General features: G+C 45.0%; 14 protein-coding genes. 2 read left to right on the plus strand and 12 right to left on the minus strand.

Annotated features, from left to right (window positions below; translation table 11 throughout):
• Window positions 1-253: 253 nt before the first annotated feature.
• The 5 genes from ACTRDR_RS13830 to ACTRDR_RS13850 all read right to left on the minus strand — a co-directional run bounded on the left by ACTRDR_RS13830 (window position 254) and on the right by ACTRDR_RS13850 (window position 5,960).
• Window positions 254-1,582, minus strand: coding sequence for an MATE family efflux transporter (locus tag ACTRDR_RS13830; RefSeq protein ID WP_440528182.1), 1,329 nt, complete (start codon window positions 1,580-1,582; stop codon window positions 254-256).
• A gap of 10 nt (window positions 1,583-1,592) precedes the next feature.
• Entirely contained in the window at window positions 1,593-2,045 is a 453-nt protein-coding gene (locus tag ACTRDR_RS13835; RefSeq protein WP_176864226.1) for a MarR family transcriptional regulator, read from the minus strand.
• 254 nt (window positions 2,046-2,299) lie between these two features.
• Window positions 2,300-3,772, minus strand: coding sequence for a C69 family dipeptidase (locus ACTRDR_RS13840; RefSeq protein ID WP_440528165.1), 1,473 nt, complete (start codon window positions 3,770-3,772; stop codon window positions 2,300-2,302).
• A 73-nt stretch (window positions 3,773-3,845) separates the two neighbouring features.
• The gene (locus ACTRDR_RS13845) at window positions 3,846-5,156 is read right to left on the minus strand and encodes a glycoside hydrolase family 28 protein (RefSeq protein ID WP_440528167.1); all 1,311 of its coding nucleotides are present in this window, start codon (window positions 5,154-5,156) and stop codon (window positions 3,846-3,848) included.
• A 123-nt stretch (window positions 5,157-5,279) separates the two neighbouring features.
• Window positions 5,280-5,960: a methyltransferase domain-containing protein gene (locus tag ACTRDR_RS13850; protein WP_176864237.1), complete on the minus strand. Its 681-nt coding sequence runs from the start codon at window positions 5,958-5,960 to the stop codon at window positions 5,280-5,282.
• A gap of 237 nt (window positions 5,961-6,197) precedes the next feature.
• Here ACTRDR_RS13850 and ACTRDR_RS13855 point away from each other — a divergent pair, with 237 nt between their 5' ends.
• Window positions 6,198-7,163, plus strand: coding sequence for a tRNA dihydrouridine synthase (locus tag ACTRDR_RS13855; protein WP_440528169.1), 966 nt, complete (start codon window positions 6,198-6,200; stop codon window positions 7,161-7,163).
• A gap of 21 nt (window positions 7,164-7,184) precedes the next feature.
• Here ACTRDR_RS13855 and ACTRDR_RS13860 read toward each other — a convergent pair whose 3' ends face one another.
• Window positions 7,185-8,240 carry a transglutaminase domain-containing protein gene (locus ACTRDR_RS13860; RefSeq protein ID WP_117466532.1) on the minus strand — a complete coding sequence of 352 codons (1,056 nt, stop codon included), beginning with the start codon at window positions 8,238-8,240 and terminating at the stop codon, window positions 7,185-7,187.
• A 200-nt stretch (window positions 8,241-8,440) separates the two neighbouring features.
• On the opposite strand from ACTRDR_RS13860, the gene ACTRDR_RS13865 reads away from it, so the two are divergent.
• Complete coding sequence (locus ACTRDR_RS13865; RefSeq protein WP_440528171.1) at window positions 8,441-8,980, plus strand: hypothetical protein; 540 nt, start codon at window positions 8,441-8,443, stop codon at window positions 8,978-8,980.
• Between the two features lie 31 nt (window positions 8,981-9,011).
• Here the strand turns inward: ACTRDR_RS13865 and ACTRDR_RS13870 are convergent, their stop codons facing one another.
• The 6 genes from ACTRDR_RS13870 to ACTRDR_RS13895 all read right to left on the minus strand — a co-directional run bounded on the left by ACTRDR_RS13870 (window position 9,012) and on the right by ACTRDR_RS13895 (window position 17,022).
• Window positions 9,012-10,028: a metallophosphoesterase gene (locus ACTRDR_RS13870; RefSeq protein WP_440528172.1), complete on the minus strand. Its 1,017-nt coding sequence runs from the start codon at window positions 10,026-10,028 to the stop codon at window positions 9,012-9,014.
• A 58-nt stretch (window positions 10,029-10,086) separates the two neighbouring features.
• Entirely contained in the window at window positions 10,087-11,247 is a 1,161-nt protein-coding gene (locus ACTRDR_RS13875) for an aromatic amino acid transport family protein (RefSeq protein WP_440528174.1), read from the minus strand.
• A gap of 30 nt (window positions 11,248-11,277) precedes the next feature.
• Window positions 11,278-11,664: a type II toxin-antitoxin system HicB family antitoxin gene (locus tag ACTRDR_RS13880; RefSeq protein WP_440528175.1), complete on the minus strand. Its 387-nt coding sequence runs from the start codon at window positions 11,662-11,664 to the stop codon at window positions 11,278-11,280.
• A gap of 409 nt (window positions 11,665-12,073) precedes the next feature.
• On the minus strand, window positions 12,074-13,006 hold the full coding sequence (locus tag ACTRDR_RS13885) for a hypothetical protein (RefSeq protein ID WP_440528177.1): 933 nt from the start codon (window positions 13,004-13,006) through the stop codon (window positions 12,074-12,076).
• A gap of 79 nt (window positions 13,007-13,085) precedes the next feature.
• Window positions 13,086-14,012: a tyrosine-type recombinase/integrase gene (locus ACTRDR_RS13890; protein ID WP_440528179.1), complete on the minus strand. Its 927-nt coding sequence runs from the start codon at window positions 14,010-14,012 to the stop codon at window positions 13,086-13,088.
• Between the two features lie 52 nt (window positions 14,013-14,064).
• On the minus strand, window positions 14,065-17,022 hold the full coding sequence (locus tag ACTRDR_RS13895; RefSeq protein WP_440528180.1) for a type I restriction endonuclease subunit R: 2,958 nt from the start codon (window positions 17,020-17,022) through the stop codon (window positions 14,065-14,067).
• Between the last annotated feature and the right edge of the window lie 219 nt (window positions 17,023-17,241).

A 17,241-nucleotide genomic window follows, 5' to 3' on the forward strand; every position in this document is an offset into this window, starting at 1 on the left:
GCCCCAATGCGGGCTACGGGGATTCGATAGCATTTCTTAATTAACTCTCAAGTTAGTTTGGTGTAAAAACCTTAAAAACAATGAATTCCGTACAAAAAAAGTTTCTAAATCAGGAATTTTTGTACGGAATTTCTTCATTTTGCACGCTCAGCGAAAATAACAGCTTTTTACATGGCAAAATCTCATGTTTTTGTATTTTTTTAGAAAATAATAGCGTTTTTAATACAAACAGAATTCCCCGCGTAACTTTCCATTAACTACGCTTGGCAGCATGTTCCAGATAGAGGAAAAATGCCACATTCAAAACAATGCCCACTGCCGTAGAGATGGGGGCTGCGAGGCCGATATTGGTGAGGCTTGCGTCCGGCTGGATACTCATGTAGTAAGCGAAGGGAAGGCGGACGAGAAGGGTCTGGATCAGTCCCTGGAGCATGACCCACACGGTCTTGCCATTACCATTAAAATATCCCATCATGCTGAACAGCACAGCAGTCAATAGCGTCTCCGGTGCGAAACCTTTCAGGTACTCATAGCCTCTCTGCACCACTGCCGCATCCGCGGAGAAGATGCCTGCCAGCAGGTTCCCCCGGAAGAACACCAGTACAAAGGCGAAGCATCCCACCAAAAGTCCGATGCCGATACCGGTGAACATGGTCTTCTTCGCCCGTTTCTGTTCTCCGGCACCTACATTCTGTGACACGAAAGAAGAAGTGGACTGCATCAGTGCACTGGGGATCAGCATGGCAAAGTTAACGATCTTGCACGCCACGCCGTAGCCGGAGGAAGCTTCCAGTCCCAGGCGGTTGACAAAGGCGCACAGTGCCAGGAAAGAGCCTTGCGTCAGGCACTCCTGCAAAGCTAACGGCAGACCAATCTGCAGGAATTTACCGCACTGGGGATTCCAACGAAAATCGTATCTGGTAATGGTAAAGGGCAGTCCCTTTTTCACAAGGCGTACAATTGCAAACACTACGCTCAATGCCTGGGCAAAAACAGTAGCCAGTGCCGCTCCCATGGCATCCATGCCCAGTCCTGCCACCAGTACCAGATCACCCACGATATTGACAATGCATGCCACGAAGACAAACAACAGCGGTGAATTGCTATCGCCAAGTCCTCGAAAGATCGCGGACAATACGTTATATGCCACGATAAAAAAGATTCCCGCACCGCAGATCCGGATGTAAGCTGCGGTCAACTCTACCGCCTCTTCCGGTGCCTGCATGAGAACCGCAATAGGCCGGGCAAAAACAACCATGACCACAAACAGCACCAGTGAGATCACTGCAAATACAACACTTCCTCCGCCGATGATACTGCCGATCTGCTCCTCCTTCTTCTCTCCCAGATACCGGGCGATCAGCACAGTAATCCCCATTGCCAGCTGAGTCACTACGAAAGTTACCAGATTCAGCACCTGGCTGCCGGTAGAGACTCCGGACAATCCCGAAGTGGAGCCGAACCGTCCCACTACCAGCAGGTCTACCGCACCGTAAGCTGCCTGTAAGATTAAGGCTCCCAAAATGGGAACCATGAAACGGAGCAACTTTTTCAAAATGCTTCCCTGTGTAAAATCCATCATGTCATTTTCTTTATTTCTCAAAGTTCTCTCTCCTCTCGCACATTACCTGATAAAAGGTCTCTATGGTCTGTATCATAGTTTTCGCATCTGCTTCGGAAATGCTCTCCAGATACGGTGCCAGACCGGCAAAATAATTCTCATTATATTGTTCCGACAGCTTCCGTCCCTCTTCTGTCAGAGAAATATAGGTGATCCTGCCGTCTTCCGCCGCATTGGTTTTCCGCAGATAACCCTTTTCTTCCATTTCTTTTACTGTCCGTGTCACGCCGGGACGGGGGATATTCAGATAGTCACTGATATCGGAAATCTTCACAGCAACACCCTGTCTCTCCTTTATCTGGATCACATCCAGGAAATGAATATAGGAAGGTGTCACGCCAGAGGGCAGCGCAGGAAGCATCTCCCGGATCCGTTTTGCCTGATAGCAGGCATCCAACATTCGTTTTATCGTCTGAACCGTCATTTTTTTCCTCTCTGATATCTTTTTCTATCCCATATTATGTCTTTATAGTTACCTTTGGTAATTATTATCGGTAATTATATGAAAACAATTTTAATTTGTCAATACGATATTTTCATAAACACGAAAACATATACATGAAAACAGCAGACTCTTTTGGGAGAATCTGCTGTTTTTTCCTATGGACTTCATTTTTTGTTTTTCTTTATTTTCTTTATTTCAATTTCAAATCATACGATTTTAACTTATATAACTGTTTACGCATCCGATCTGGCATAGGCGTTTTTCATCTGCCCACTGAGTTCGTACAGGACTTTATCCAGAGTATCGGCTGCCTCACACTGAAGCATCCCCGCAATCTTTTCGTTGGCCTCTTCCTGTAATTTTTTACGTTTTTCCTCATCAGTCTCCTGCTCCAGCAATGTATCGTAACGGTTCAGGATCTCGTGACTTTTCGCTGCCACCTTTTCCTGATAACGTTCGATATGGAACACGGATTTGCTATAAGAAGCATCTGCCATGGCTGCGACCATACGACTCATCCAGTAGAAGTTCTCGGTGGAGACTTTTCCGGTGGTTCCGGACAGGTAGCCGGGTGTCGTATCAATGTCAGTGTAGAACGGAGCCAGCACATTAAACGCATTAGATGCAAACGCCAGCCACTGCACCGGTTCTGCGTCCGGGCGCATCTGGATCAGAGTCATGACATCATTACGGTTGATGCCAATGGAACGATATGCTCCACACATGGATTTATCCCCATACGAAGCATACGGATCATAGGGGGTTCCCTGATAATGGGAAGACAGCACGTATTTTACATCCTCCACCGTGATCTTCTTCTCAGGCACCATGCACCAGGGCAGATCATCCGAAAAAGGATTGTAGTCCGCATCCGGACCATCCCAGACGAGTGTCCGAGGATTCAGAGTCCGCAGCATGTACCAGGCTCTTGCGGTATTGTATACATGGTCGGAATCGTCATGGCTGCCAAAGGCATATCTGGCAGAAAAGCTGCCGTCCTGCGACAGATCCAGATGATGTTTTTCGATAAACTCTCTCAGATCCGCAGAGCACATATGATTCTCCTGTGTGCTCAGGGCATCCTCCAGATCAAACGCATCGATCCCGAACTGGTTCGGCATCACCACATAAACATCATCCGGCACTCTGCGGGCAATCCAGTGATGACCGCCGATCGTCTCCAGCCACCAGATCTCGTTTTTATCAGAAAAAGCAATCCCGTTCATCTCGTAAGTACCGTATTTTTCCAACAAGCTTCCCAGCCTCGTGACACCTTCTCTGGCACTGTGAATATAAGGGAGCACCACAGATACAATGTCCTCCTCACCGATACCTCCGGGAATCTCTTCTGCACCGTCCTTCGCCGGAACATATTCCACCAACGGATCTGCTCCCAGGACTCTGGCGTTGGAAGTGATGGTCTCCGTGGCAGTCATGCCCACACCTGCCGCATTGATACCGTGCGCCGCCCAGATGCCTTCTCCCTCCAGCGCGTTGGGCACTGCGGTATAACGCAAAGCCTCCTCGGGCAGATCAATCTCCACATGAGAAAGCACGGATCTATATTTTTTCGGCTGTTCTTCCGGATGTACCACCACGAATTTCTTCGGGGTAAACTGTCCGGAGGGGGAATCATCGTTCCGGGCGATCATGGTAGATCCGTCATAAGATGCTTTTTTTCCTACTAATATGGTTGTACATGGCATAATCATTACCTCCTGCTATTATGCTGCAAAAATTTTTCCGCGAGTAACGGAAATCTGTTTCCTGTTTGGAACTTTACGCCAGCTTCTGTCCATTCACCACAACATTCCGGATCGTCTCCGGTCTGCCCTGCAGGGGCTCAAGCTTCGTAAACTGGCGGCAGCCGGTGACTTCGATATTTTCCATAGACAGATCTCTGAAATACGGAATATCCTCCTCATTTTCCATGGCAATGGTCTCGTTACGGTTCAGAGAATTCAGAACATACGACATCGTAAGGATCACAGCCTCACCCTTAATCTCGCTCATATGAATATTGCGGAGTGTGATGTTTTCCACCACGCCGCCGCGTCCCAGCGCACTCTTCATGCGGACACCCACATCGGTTCCCACAAAAGTACAGTTCTCCACCAGAATATCTTTTACCCCACGGGACATCTCGCTGCCGATGACAAAACCGCCGTGTCCTTCATTCACCAGGCAATCATGAATGTAGACATTGCTGCAGGGACCTTCGATCCTGCGGGCAATGGCATTTTTGCCGGATTTCATGCAGATAGCATCGTCACCGGTCTCGAAGGTGCTGTGATGAATGTGCACATTGGTGCAGGATTCCACATCGATGCCGTCACCATTCTGTGCATAGTACGGATTACGGATCTTCACACTGTCCACGGTAAGGTCCTCGCAAAAATAGGGATGAATATTCCATGCCGGAGAGTTCATAAACGTTGCGCCCTGTAACAATACCTTTTTACAATAACGCAGACTGACCATCACCGGACGGTAAAAATCATAATAAAGTGCCGCAGCAGCCAATGCCTCTTCGTTGGTTCCCTGAATGTTGTGGCGATTACCTTCCAGAATGGACTCAGTAGGCATCCAGATCGCAGTCTCCTTCGTCTCGATCACATAAGGACTGATCTGAAACAGCGCATCCCACTGTTTTTCCGTCATCTTGAATTTCTTGATCGGTCGCCATTTATCACCGCTTCCATCAATGATACCTTCTCCGGTGATTGCGATATTTTCCGCATTTTCCGCTGTGATGGGAGACACGGTACGGATGCAGTCCTGCCCTTCGTAACTGGTAATGCGCAGGGGATAATCCTCTTTTGATTTGATGAATTTTAACATAGCCTGACTGTCCAGGTGCAGATTGACACCACTTAACAGCCGGATCGGAGCCACTGCCCAGATACCTGCGGGAACTCTTACCATACCGCCGCCCTGCTCCGACACTTCGCAGATCGCGCGGTTAATGGCCTCCGCATTGTGTCTGCCGGTCTCGATCTGCAAATCGCCGCTCTTCGCGCCGTATTCTGCTATGGACACCTCCCGGTCCGGGAACTGGGGAATTTCTACTTTATAATTCTGATTATACATGGTTATTGTTTTCTCCTTTGAATATTTTCATGGATACTTTCACATTTTCTATGTTTCTGATTCTAGCGTGTTCCGTTTCGGACTTCCACCCGGTTTTTGCGTTTTTCCGAAGGGTTCTACTGCTTATTTGTGCCCTTCCGCGCAGATCCAGTCCTCGCCGTCTTTTAAGTGAATCCGTACCTCTTCAAATCCTGCATTTTCCAGCAGTTTCCGGAATTCTTCCGGTGTGGGATTAAACAGATGGAATCTTTGAATGTTTTCCCGCACCTGTTCCGGCAGATCCTCCTTCTGGTAAATGTCGGCCACCAGTAAAAAGGTTCCCTGCTCCTTCATTACCCGGTAGACTTCTTTCAGATTCTCCGCGGGATCCGGCCAGAAATAAAAGCTTTCCACCGTAATGATCTTGTCAAAAGCATTGTCCGCAAAGGGCAGTTTTTCCACTGAGGCTTCCACGAGATCCATTTTTCCCTGCTGCAGTGCTTCTGCATTGGTTTTCCCGGAAAGCTCCAGTGAAGTGGCGGAATAATCCACTCCGGTCAGATGTCCGTCACGCACCTCTTCACTCATGCGTTTCAGAGTTGCTCCTCCACCGCAGCCGATGTCCAGAATCCGGTCATTCTCCCGGATCTTCCAGTGTTCCAGCGCCCAGCCGGTCACTGCGTAGTGGCTTTCGTTCATGCGGCGCAGCATCTTCTCCCCATCCTCCCCGACCGGTTTCCCGGGGTTGCCGGAGATGGTGATCTCCTGCTGGGTGCGTTCGTTGGTGGTTAGGTTTATGGTATTATTTTCTGTTTTTTCAGTCATGATCTTTATTCCTTCTTCCAGCCTCTTTCTTTTTGGATCTTTGCGGTTTTCTTTGCAATTTTTACTATCTCTATTATAATAGTAATTGTTTATAATCATGTAAAGGGCAATCCCGTTATTGAGAATATCTCTGAATAAGGGATTTGGCAAAACACCCGATACAAAGTACAATCTGCGAAAGCATACGCCGGAAATGCAGTGGAACGCTTGCAGGTTACGGAAAGGCATACATTTTTTATGAAATATTATCTTGCCCCCATGGAGGGACTGACCACTTATAATTTCCGCACTAACTGGAACCGCTGTTACGGCGGAATGGACAAATATTTTACCCCTTTTATCTCCAATCGGCACATGAACAGCAGAGAACGCAACGATGTGCTTCCGGAACATAATGTGGGCATGTACACCGTACCGCAGATCCTGACCAATAAGGCGGAGGAATTTCTGTCGCTGGCAGAGCAACTGGCCGGATATGGCTACCATGAGGTCAACCTGAATCTGGGCTGCCCTTCCGGAACAGTGGTAGCAAGAAACCGCGGTGCCGGATTCTTAGGTACGCCCCGGAAACTGGAGACTTTTCTGGATGAAATTTTTGAAAAATGTCCACTGGATATCTCCATTAAAACCCGCATCGGCATGGAATATCCTGATGAGTGGGCTCCGTTACTGAAAATATATCAAAAATTTCCCATGAAGGAACTGATCATTCACCCCAGACTGCAAAAGGAAGGTTACAAGGGGACACCCCATCTGGAGGCTTTCGCAGAGGCGGTGGAAGCCCTGCAATGTCCTCTGTGCTATAACGGGGATATTACCTCTCCGGAGTCGCTAACGCAGATTCTTACGCAGCTTCCCAGTATCGATACGGTCATGATCGGCCGGGGAATTTTGCAGAATCCGGGATTATTGCAGGAATTGAAGGCTGCCTCCACGGAGAGTGTTGCGCTCCCGTCTTGTGAAGAGCGACTGGCTGTCCTGAAGGAATTCCACACTTCCCTCCTGACCGGTTATCAGGAGATCATGTCCGGCGATACCAATACGCTCTATAAGATGAAGGATTTCTGGACTTTCTTAAGCCACAGCTTCGAATCTCCGGACAAATACGTAAAAAAGATCCGCAAAGCCACGGATGTCAGTGACTATAAGCTGGCCGTCAATGCGTTATTCCGGGAGTGCGCATTGCAGTCGGAGAATTCTTGATCCTGACATCATCCCATACCTTTATTCCCCGGTGTCGAACTGTTCTCCTTCGTTGGCGTCTTCCATGACGACCTCCGGCTCCGGGATGCCTGCATTTTCCACATAGCTGAAATGAATGACCGCCTGTGGCCAGTTGAAGCTGATCCGGGCGGTCTTCTGCCGCTCCTCGCCTGCCTTGCGGATCAGTTCCAACAATTCCTGCAGGACTTCTCTGGTCAGATAGCCTCCCCGCCACTGGAACGTCATGGCCCGGCCTTTTTTCGCCATCTGCTGTGCTCTTTTATATACTTCTTCCGTTTTCGTAAAGGAAAGTTTTTTCTCCTTGTAATAAAAATGATCGTTGTCCGGACAGCCGGGTGCCGGGGCGATCAACGGTTCATGATCCCGGAACACTGCTTTATCTCCCAGATTGAAATAGTCGTAGCGGATCTCTCCGGGTGCTTCCGCATTGCCCTGATGTTTTCCCAATGTATTGTCAAATGTGGCATCCAGATGGTAATACTGCCCGCCGATCCGCACAATATTCCAAGTGTGACGGTACTTGATCCCTTTCTCCGGATTGTTGCCGCAGATAGCGATTACACACCACACACCCAGCGCATCACAAAGCACCTTCACCGATTTGGCAATGCCCTCGCAGACACCCACGCCCTGTCCCAGCGGTCCGATAATCTCATGGGAATAGGGCTTTTTCAACTTATCGTAGGTGATATTTTCGCAGATAAAGTCGTGAATGTACTTCTCTTTTTCCCACTCTGTGAACTTTGCGGCAGGTCTTGCCAGCTTTTCCACCCGGGACTGCATGGCTTTCTGATGTTCTCTGATCTTATTTTTCTCAAACAGATACTCCGGCACGAAGATGATGTTGGGGGAGTCCTGATAATATCTATACCGATAGCTCACCACCCAGAAAATCTCCGGGTGATCCAGCCGCAGCCGGAAAAATACGTCATACAGTTCCTCTGCCGGGATCCGAGGCAGCTGAATCTCATCTGCCAGCGCCAAAACTCCCTGCTGCATGGCGTGATAGGCGGCCTGCTGGGGTTTGTTCATTTTCTGATAGTAATATGGTTCCATGGTCGTTTCCTGTTCTGTTGTTTTCATCTGTCTTATTTTTACATTTTAGCAGAAGGTTTTTCTTTTGGGTGGATGTTTTTGATATTTTTTTGAAAACTTTTTTGAAAAAAATTTATTTCTTATGCAACTTTTCTGAAGACTGTACAGTCTAATCATCAGAAACCTGTATGAAATGGTTTTATTACGAAAGGAGTTTTATTATGAAAAACAAATTTATCTGTGCACTTTTAACTACTGTAATGGTATTATCTTTTGCTGCCTGCGGCAGTCAGGGAAATGGAGCTGCTGCATCTGCAGAAAGCACCGTAGCTTCCGAAAGCCAGGTTACAGAAAGCAATACAGAAGCCACTTCTGAGACCGCATCCACCGAAAGCACCTCTACGGCGGAAGGCGCCTATGAAGACAACTTTGCAGTTCCCACAGAGGATGCTACCGCTTTCGCTAAAAAAATCCAGGATGCCGTAGCCGCTGAAGACCTGGATGCTCTCGCTGATCTGGTCAATTATCCGGTCTATGTTGCTCTGGGCGATGGCAGTGTGATCGAAACCAAGGAAGACCTGATTGCCTTAGGTGCAGACAAAATCTTCACCCCTGAGCTGAAAGATTCTATGGCTAATGCTGATCTGTCCGAATTAAGCCCCAGCATGGCAGGCTTCACCCTCTACAGCACCGGTGACGGTCCTAACATCACCTTCAATGTTCAGAACGGAGTACTCGGCATCAGCGGTATCAATTACTAATCATTTTCGTACAAATCGGGGGAGCCTTTCATCAGGCTCCCCTTACTCGTGTCGAAACTACTGTTGTCAACGGTACCATAGTGATGTCTATATTACCATCTGTCTTACGCGTGATCAGCGTGGCTCCCCGTTGGATATATTGCTTCGTGATGCCGGAATATCCCAGATAATCAATGGACATTCCGTAAGTCATGCGGATACCTTTATAGGTCAGTGACAACGTATTCAGATGATCGTGTCCACAGAAGATCCATTTCAGCCAGCCGTTATCCACCGCTTTTTCGAAAAAATGGGGTGTTCGGTTCGATATTCCGAAATACTCATCCTTTTCTCCGATACTGCCATGTTCATAGATCACACTGTGATCACCTAATTTCATCTTCTCGTAGGCTTCCTTGAACTCCGCGGGCGGCATGTGGAAAAATGCCATAGCCGGTACTTTTCTCTCGTTCAACTTCTGCATGCACCAGTCCGTTTGGTCCTCATGAATGCAGTCGAAACCACTGAAAAACCAGCCGTCGCCGTACATGTTAGAGTCCAGTTGGATGAGTGGCAGGAGAATCCTGCCTTCTCCATCGATCAGATCCAATACAAAATTCCCGACGCCTGCAATGGGATTTTGAGGACTGTGCTCATATCTTCCTTTGGTAAAAACAGCGTATTTTCCCATTGCAAAAATCTCCGCCAGCTGCTCCTTATTACAGGCGGAACCCATCTCACAGTCATGATTACCGAAGACAAACGTATAGGGGATCTGAAAACCATCCAGAAACGCTAACAGCCTTTGTGCCTGTTTTCTATTATTCATCGTCCCGCTTTTGGGGAAAAACGGGAACACGGAATCCCCGGTCAGGACGATCAGATCCGGTCCCGTCCGGCGGATCAGCTCCGTCACCGCTGCCAGCGCCAGTCTGTCCTTTTTCCCGGAAAACATGCCGAAACCAAGGTGCAGGTCTGTCAGTTGTAATATTTTATAATCTCTGTCTGTCGGGATGCAAAGGGAAAAAGTCTCTTCGTCCCGAATTTGAAAATTTTGAGAAGTATACATAGGAATCTCTTTTCTGTCACTCAATCTGTTTCACTATTGTATTTGAGTTTTTTTGAAATCAGCTCAACGGAATCAATGCGCCGATTGCAGACAGCAGCGTAGACAGCACCATCAGCACCTGAAACGGTACCGCGCCGATCACACCGCAGATAGGACTGCTGCCGGCTTTTTTCCTGGACTTTCCATAGGTCAGCACCAGCATGATGCTCACCAGTACCACAACGCCACTCATGATCCGGGTCAGAACGATAAAGCTGTTCACTCCAAACACGGCAAACAGAATGCAGGGAACCGTAGCGATCAGCCAGCTGATGCGGTTGCCGCTGCCGATCTGCTCATGAACCACATCGCGGAGGGCGAGAGTATTGCTCCAGAACGTAGTAAGTAAAGCAAACAGGGAAAATACGCCTGCCAGGATCATCGCCCAGGTACCGATGCTCTCTCCCAACTGCATGTATGCCAGTTCTTTTTCCAGCGTTCCCTTGGTTCCCAGGAGAACCGTGCCCGTCACGATCAGAACAAACACTGAGGAAAGCCCAAAACCGATGAAGATGGAGCGGCGGATCTGTTTCGCGTTGCCATCCAGACCTTTCACCACCTGGATCACTGCCTGATTAGCGGAAGTGGCGAATACCACCATACTGTACAGTGCCAGCAGATTGTTCCAGTGGAACTCTGCCCGTTGCAAAGAATTCAGTGGATGCATAAATGTGCCTACCGTCATCACTGCCACAATTCCCATGAGGACAATGACTGCGTACTTCTGTGCGATGCCTACTGCTTTCATGCCGATAAACACCACAACTCCGGCGATCACATAGTACAAAACCTGCGCCGCCACGAAAGGCATTCCGAACCAGTTCACAAAAATCTGTGCTCCGCCGTTGATATTGCCGCTGACACCAATCATAATTGCCAGCCCATAGACAATAAATACACTCCAGCTGAAGATCTGCTTCATTTTCCCATGAAACAACTCTCCTTCAAAGCTCTTCACCAGCTGGACACCACCGTTATTGTAAGACAGCTCGGCAATGATCAGGTGCAGGATCACGTTCACGCAATAGGCGATCAATACCATCCACATGACATCCAGCATGCTGTTCTTCGTGGCAAGATACGGAACGGCGATGATGCCGGTGCCGATGCTGTTGCCGACGATCATGCTGATGGCTTCAAAGGTCGTGAGATGGGCTTCGGATTGGATGGGTTGAGACATAGAGGGGCCTCCTTTGTAAAAATACTGATTTTATAAAAGTTTGGTAGTAAGTGCTTCCTGCAATACTTTTGAACAGTTGATTCCACGTTTATCAGCAAGTTTGGACATCCATGCCGGAAGCGAGACATTTTTTCGAACCGCTTTGGTGTCAGTCATGCTGCGATATTTAATCGTATCTGCCTGGATGATCGTAAGGATATCTGTCGGCAAATGAGGAATCTCTGCCTGGGGTGTAGGCGCATTCGGAGTAATTTCTTCATCCTCCAGACCAACAAGACAAAGATTCAATGCATCTGTAATAAGTGCAATCGCTTCTGTCAAAGTCGGTGCTGTTGTAATACACCCGTCCACATCCGGAACCTTCGCATAGAAAGTGCCGTCTTTTTCGGTAATAACAGCAGTATATGTGTATTGCATATCATTTACCTCCTTCTATATTTGCTTCTTTATCAGTGCATTCTTTCTCCTTTTATATTATACACAATTTTACACAAAAGCAATTGTAAAATATATTTTTACTGTAAATAGTACTTTATCTTTGTTGTATTAGTAATTCAAAATGCTATTTGGAAATACGAATAGACTCTGCCAAAATTGAACCTAAAAAATCAGACCGAAAAGAATAATATGAAAATGTTGCAATTTAATTCATAGGAACTGTTCGGCAGGCGTACCATTCTCCTGCATCTCTCGGGTTTCCCCTGTCAAGCCAGCGGCGTGTGGACGGGTACGAAATTTTCAACCTCGAACAGTTCCTTGATTGCTTGTAATAATAGCATCTATAAAGCTTGATGTAAAGGTACAAAAGTTCTTTTAATTGAGTCCGCTATTCCTTATGTTCCGGCAACATCCCTTTGATCTTCACGCCACTCAGATCCACATCCAGCACGATCTTTACCATCCAAAAGAACAGCAACAGTACCAACATCGGGATCACGCAGGAAGTAATGATCATCACGGCAACCGCCTCGATAAAGTGATTCAGGGAATTGTCCACCTTCTGTACCAGATCTTCCGAGGAAACAACCACATTATCTACAACGTTAGATACAGATTCCTGCGCATTGGAAATGGCATCCTTTGCCCAATCAAAGATATTAGTAACAGAGCCGGTCGTGCTGTTGTCCTTTTCCTGTGTATTCTGTGTCGCAGTTCCCGTTGTGCCGATTCCGGTTGTTTCCGTCGCATTAGTGTCATCCACCACGCTACTGTTTTCCAGTATGTTCTGTGTGTTCTTGGCATCTTCAATGGTTGCTTCGATCTGGGCCTGATAGGTATGACCGATGAGGTCGGAGATCTTCACACTGGCGGGAACCACGAGGGAGATCGCCAAGCCAAACACCGCCAGTTTTGCTGCCAGTTTTCGCACGGTGGCATTTGCAAAGATCAGGTTGAATATCCACAAGCCGCAGGCAATCGGAATCAGGTAGGTAAATGCCACATAGCCGGTAATCGTCACAAGATATTTTTCCAGATAGATAGCGCAGAGAACCACCAGCAGATATCCGCTGACATCTGCCATTTTCTCCGCGATGGGTGTTGCTGTGTCGCCCGGAAGCAGGGTGATCAGCGCCGAAGTCACCGTGGATGCCGCCGTCAGCTCCATGACAGTCTGTTTTTTCTCATCCAGAGAGGCAATGGTCTTCTGATGATTCTCTGGTGCGGAGGCGTATTTTCCAATGACCGTTACCGATAAAATGGCAACCAGTAATAAGATCACTGCTATGATACATTTTTTATATTCAAAATTATTTTTCACGTTTGAACCTCCCTGTGTTCTATTTTTTCTCCGAATATTTTTTCAACAAATCAGCGTAAGTATTAACGGTTACATTGTTTTACAGTCCTGATAATGTTCTCATTACCAGATCTACATCTTTATTTTCCAATTCCTGAATAATATGTAGATATGTTTTCTGCGTAGTTGTCATACTTGCATGTCCCAGTCTTCTAGCTACACTGGCAATGGATACACCCGCAAATAAAAGTAGCGACGCATGCGTATGACGAAGACCATGAATAGAGATTACCGAGATTCCACACTCTTTACAGTGTCTGGCAAGTACATCATTTACTGTGGAATTATATATTTTTTCCTCTCCTACAAAAATAGGTTTATCCTCCGGTAAATTTTTAACCAGTTCTGAAAATTTCACTACTATTTGCCAGTCTATCTGTATTTTTCTTACGGATGATTTATTTTTAGTGGGCAGGAATCCTCCGTCCCCCTTATAATCCCATGTCTTACTTACAGATAATGTCTGCCTCGCAAAATCGAAATCCGCCGGTGTAATTGCCAGTGCTTCGGAAAATCGCATACCCGTTTTTGATACGAGAAGAATAAACCAATCCCAATTTGGTTCCTCCTTTATATCAAGATGTGCAATCAAAGTATGAAGTTCAAACTGGTTCAAATACTTAATTTTCTTTACTCTTGGTGTCTTTCCTTTAATGATTGCTTTTCTGGTAGGATCTCTTTCAATTAATCCCTCATCTACTGCATCAAGAATTGCCCCCTTCAGTTGATGGTGAAAATCCAGGGTTGTTTGTCTCTCATGCTCTTTTGCATAATCATTTAAAAGCTGTTGATAGGCATTTCTTGTTAATTCTGATACTTTCAACTCCGGAACAAGCTTCTCCACCCACTTATGTGTCATCTGATATTTTGCCAAAGTTGCTTCCCTGATGGCATCTCTTTTGTACACTTCAATCCATTGTTTATAATATTCGCAAAACAGTTCTGTACTGTTCATATCATTAAGCATAAGCTGCCTCCATTTCTTGTACTACTTACGCTGATATGAACAGTACAGAATATTAATTGTTTAGTAAGGGTTTTACCTCCTCGTCCAAAGTCTTTTTTAAGTCTGCGATTAACATTGTATAATATTTAAACTTGGGAATTGCCTGCTCCTGCGTAGCCTTATAACTAGGGAAATCTGCCGTTATCTTAATAGCATTCTCATTTGGAATTTCTCCATTGCGATAATGCGCTGCCGCATACATAACATCATCTTTTGAAGCACACCATGTAATACAAAATTCAGATACTACTTTTTCTATACAGTTGTGCTTCATATTCTCTATGACATTACGAATAGACTTTCCCTTATATCTGTCTTCATCCAGTTCAATATCATATACCAAGTCAGACATAAGTGCTGCTACCTTAGGATTCTCTTTGCTCAAATCCCCTATATATTGCTTCACTTCCTCAATTTGTTTCTGACGCTGTTCAGGCGCAACTTCTTCATCGTCACTGGGTGTTACAATGTTCTGAATCAAATTAATAATGTACTCATAGTCAATCTTGGTATGACTGTATGCCATAAGCTCATAATCCATATTAATCGTAGGTTCTTCGTCACCGCCTTGAGGATCATCAGGCTTCGGCTGTACCTCTTCTTTCACGTTCAAATAATGTGCCACATAATCTTCATATTCGTCTTGTGTTATACCATATTCTTCTAACATGCTGTCATCATACTGTGTAAAGGATTTCAACTGTGCAAACAGCTTGTCAAAATTCTGGAACATCTTTATAAATACAATCTTTTCTTTCCTCGACATTCCGGGAATCTCTTCCGGAGTCTCTGCCGAAACTCTAAGTGCCTTCAATGCTTTACGAAATGCCGGTTCTATTTCATCCCACTCTGCCACTAATGCCGATTCCGTACTGCCTGCAGAATAGAGTTTTACTGCATTATCTACACTTTCCTTAAACAGCTTTGGTGCCTGAAATGTAACAATTTGACCATACGTCTTATTTTTATCATAGATACGATTGGTTCTGGAAAAAGCCTGAATCAAATCATGTGGGCCCATAGGCTGCCTATCAATAAATATAGTAGACATACAAGGTGCATCAAAACCTGTTAATAATCTGTCTACAACAATTACCAGATCCAATTGTTCATTTCTGCTCTGAAACTTTGGATCCTTTCTTGCCAAACGCTTATTCAAATTTCCATTATAGCTCTGTATTTGAGCAAGTTCATATTTTGTACCAAACATCTCATTATAATCATCTAATGATTCCTGCATCTTCTGCTGGTTCACATGAGAACCTTCTTCATTTTCCGTAACGGAATACGTTATTGCAAATTTAGGAAAATCCGGCAAAACCTGCTTTATTCTTTCATCTATCTGTAATTCTGTTTCTCCATTTTTTACCCTTTTGAGCAAATCATAATATTTCTGTGCCATCTGAATGGAACTGGTTGTTAATAGTCCTTCATATGTTTTTCCTTTTCCGTTCTGGAATCCTAATTTGTGATATGATTTATTTAAAATCACATCCAGTACACTGAGCATATGTGCTTCACTTTCATATACACTACTATCAGTCTCATCTGTCATATTTTTCGGTCCATTATGTTCTACCTGAAATCCCAATACTGCATTATCATGGATTGCATTCTGAATCGTATATTTATGTAACTGTTTTCCATATAATTCTTCAGTGGTACGTGGCAAATCTCCCATTTGAGGATATGCATTTTCTGCGAATCTTGGTGTCCCGGTAAATCCATACCATAATGAATTTCTAAAAAATCTTTCTATCTCTCTTTTCGTTCCAGGCGTCACCGCTCTGTGACACTCATCTACAACAAATGCAATTTTGAGATTTTTTATTTTATTATATTCTGACGATCCTTCCTCCAATTTTTTCGTAATAAGTCTCTGTAATTTTTGAATCGTTGTCACAATTACCTGACGATCATCTGATTTTAATTTCCTTTTCAGATCGAAAACATTGTCCGTTTCATCCACATCAATAATGTCATTATTCGCATATGCCTGAAACGCCATTGTGGTCTGTGTATCTAAATCTTTTCGATCAATCAAGAAAATAGTTTTATCAATCGTTGGAATATCCATCAACAAATTTCTGGTTGCTTTATAAGACGTCAAAGTTTTTCCCGATCCAGTTGTATGCCATACATAACCGGACTGTCCTGTTTTGGACGCATCACGAATAGCCTCTATCGCGTGTATCTGATAGGGGCGGAGTAAAATCAGTCGCTTGGCATCTTCATCCAAGACTGTATATCTTGCTATCATCTCATGTGCTTCCGGGATTCGGAGTACACTCTTGGCAAAATCAAGATAATCTGAAACAGGATTATTCTCTCTATCCAGCCATCCACTAATGAATTTGGGATTCAGATCTGCATCACTTGCTGCGGAGAAATATTTCGTATCCACGCCGTTGCTGATAACAAACATTTGCACAGCCGAAAAAATACCTGTAAATTTACCTTCACCAATATACTTTTTAATCTGCCAAAATCCATCCATGTAAGAATGTTGCTTGTTCTTTAACTCTATATGTATCAAAGGCAAACCATTAATCATAAGGGTGACATCAAATCTTCTGTTCTGTTGACTATCCTCGTCCGCCAGTGCTCTATACTGATTAATCACCTCATAAACACTACTACCTCCAGCAATATGTTCATGATTCATCACTACCAAATGGAGTCTCTCAGTATCTCGCTGTACATGAACCATAACCTTTCCGTTTTCGCCAACCAGCCATTCTCCTGCTTTATAGAATGAAGAAAACTGCAATTGGTTCTTCACCTGTTCAAATTCAGAATCAGACAAATGGTCCCCATTCAATCTCTCTTTATTATTCTGCTCCAGAATATATCTAAAATTATTCCAAAGATCTTCCTCTGTTTTTAAATCATTCCGGTAAATCCATTGTGAATCCCCATAAATCAACTGTTCAATAAGTTTTTGTTCTATTACTGCTTCTAATTCCGCCATAGCAACCTCCCAACACAATTAACTTGGATTTTTCAACGTGTTCTTTTACCACCTATATCTTGTCTGGTTTCTTAATAGATATAAACAATTTTTATTTTAGTATACCATATCTTACCACTTTTATGTTTATTCTATATTTTATTTTGGCTTACGATTGTTTGCATCGTTTTATGGTGCTTTTAATGTGTCGGTGTACTTGCGATGGTGAAGAGTGATGAG

The organism is Simiaoa sp., from assembly GCF_051972595.1.
GTDB classification, from domain to species: Bacteria; Bacillota; Clostridia; order Lachnospirales; family Lachnospiraceae; genus Acetatifactor; species Acetatifactor hominis.

Coding starts and splice junctions, on each gene's coding strand:
- ACTRDR_RS13835 (WP_176864226.1), bottom strand. CDS start 2,045: ATGACGGTTCAGACGATAAAACGAATGTTGGATGCCTGCTATCAGGCA.
- ACTRDR_RS13880 (WP_440528175.1), bottom strand. CDS start 11,664: ATGCAATACACATATACTGCTGTTATTACCGAAAAAGACGGCACTTTC.
- ACTRDR_RS13875 (WP_440528174.1), bottom strand. CDS start 11,247: ATGTCTCAACCCATCCAATCCGAAGCCCATCTCACGACCTTTGAAGCC.
- ACTRDR_RS13850 (WP_176864237.1), bottom strand. CDS start 5,960: ATGACTGAAAAAACAGAAAATAATACCATAAACCTAACCACCAACGAA.
- ACTRDR_RS13865 (WP_440528171.1), top strand. CDS start 8,441: ATGAAAAACAAATTTATCTGTGCACTTTTAACTACTGTAATGGTATTA.
- ACTRDR_RS13830 (WP_440528182.1), bottom strand. CDS start 1,582: ATGATGGATTTTACACAGGGAAGCATTTTGAAAAAGTTGCTCCGTTTC.
- ACTRDR_RS13840 (WP_440528165.1), bottom strand. CDS start 3,772: ATGCCATGTACAACCATATTAGTAGGAAAAAAAGCATCTTATGACGGA.
- ACTRDR_RS13860 (WP_117466532.1), bottom strand. CDS start 8,240: ATGGAACCATATTACTATCAGAAAATGAACAAACCCCAGCAGGCCGCC.
- ACTRDR_RS13870 (WP_440528172.1), bottom strand. CDS start 10,028: ATGTATACTTCTCAAAATTTTCAAATTCGGGACGAAGAGACTTTTTCC.
- ACTRDR_RS13895 (WP_440528180.1), bottom strand. CDS start 17,022: ATGGCGGAATTAGAAGCAGTAATAGAACAAAAACTTATTGAACAGTTG.
- ACTRDR_RS13845 (WP_440528167.1), bottom strand. CDS start 5,156: ATGTATAATCAGAATTATAAAGTAGAAATTCCCCAGTTCCCGGACCGG.
- ACTRDR_RS13890 (WP_440528179.1), bottom strand. CDS start 14,012: ATGCTTAATGATATGAACAGTACAGAACTGTTTTGCGAATATTATAAA.
- ACTRDR_RS13855 (WP_440528169.1), top strand. CDS start 6,198: ATGAAATATTATCTTGCCCCCATGGAGGGACTGACCACTTATAATTTC.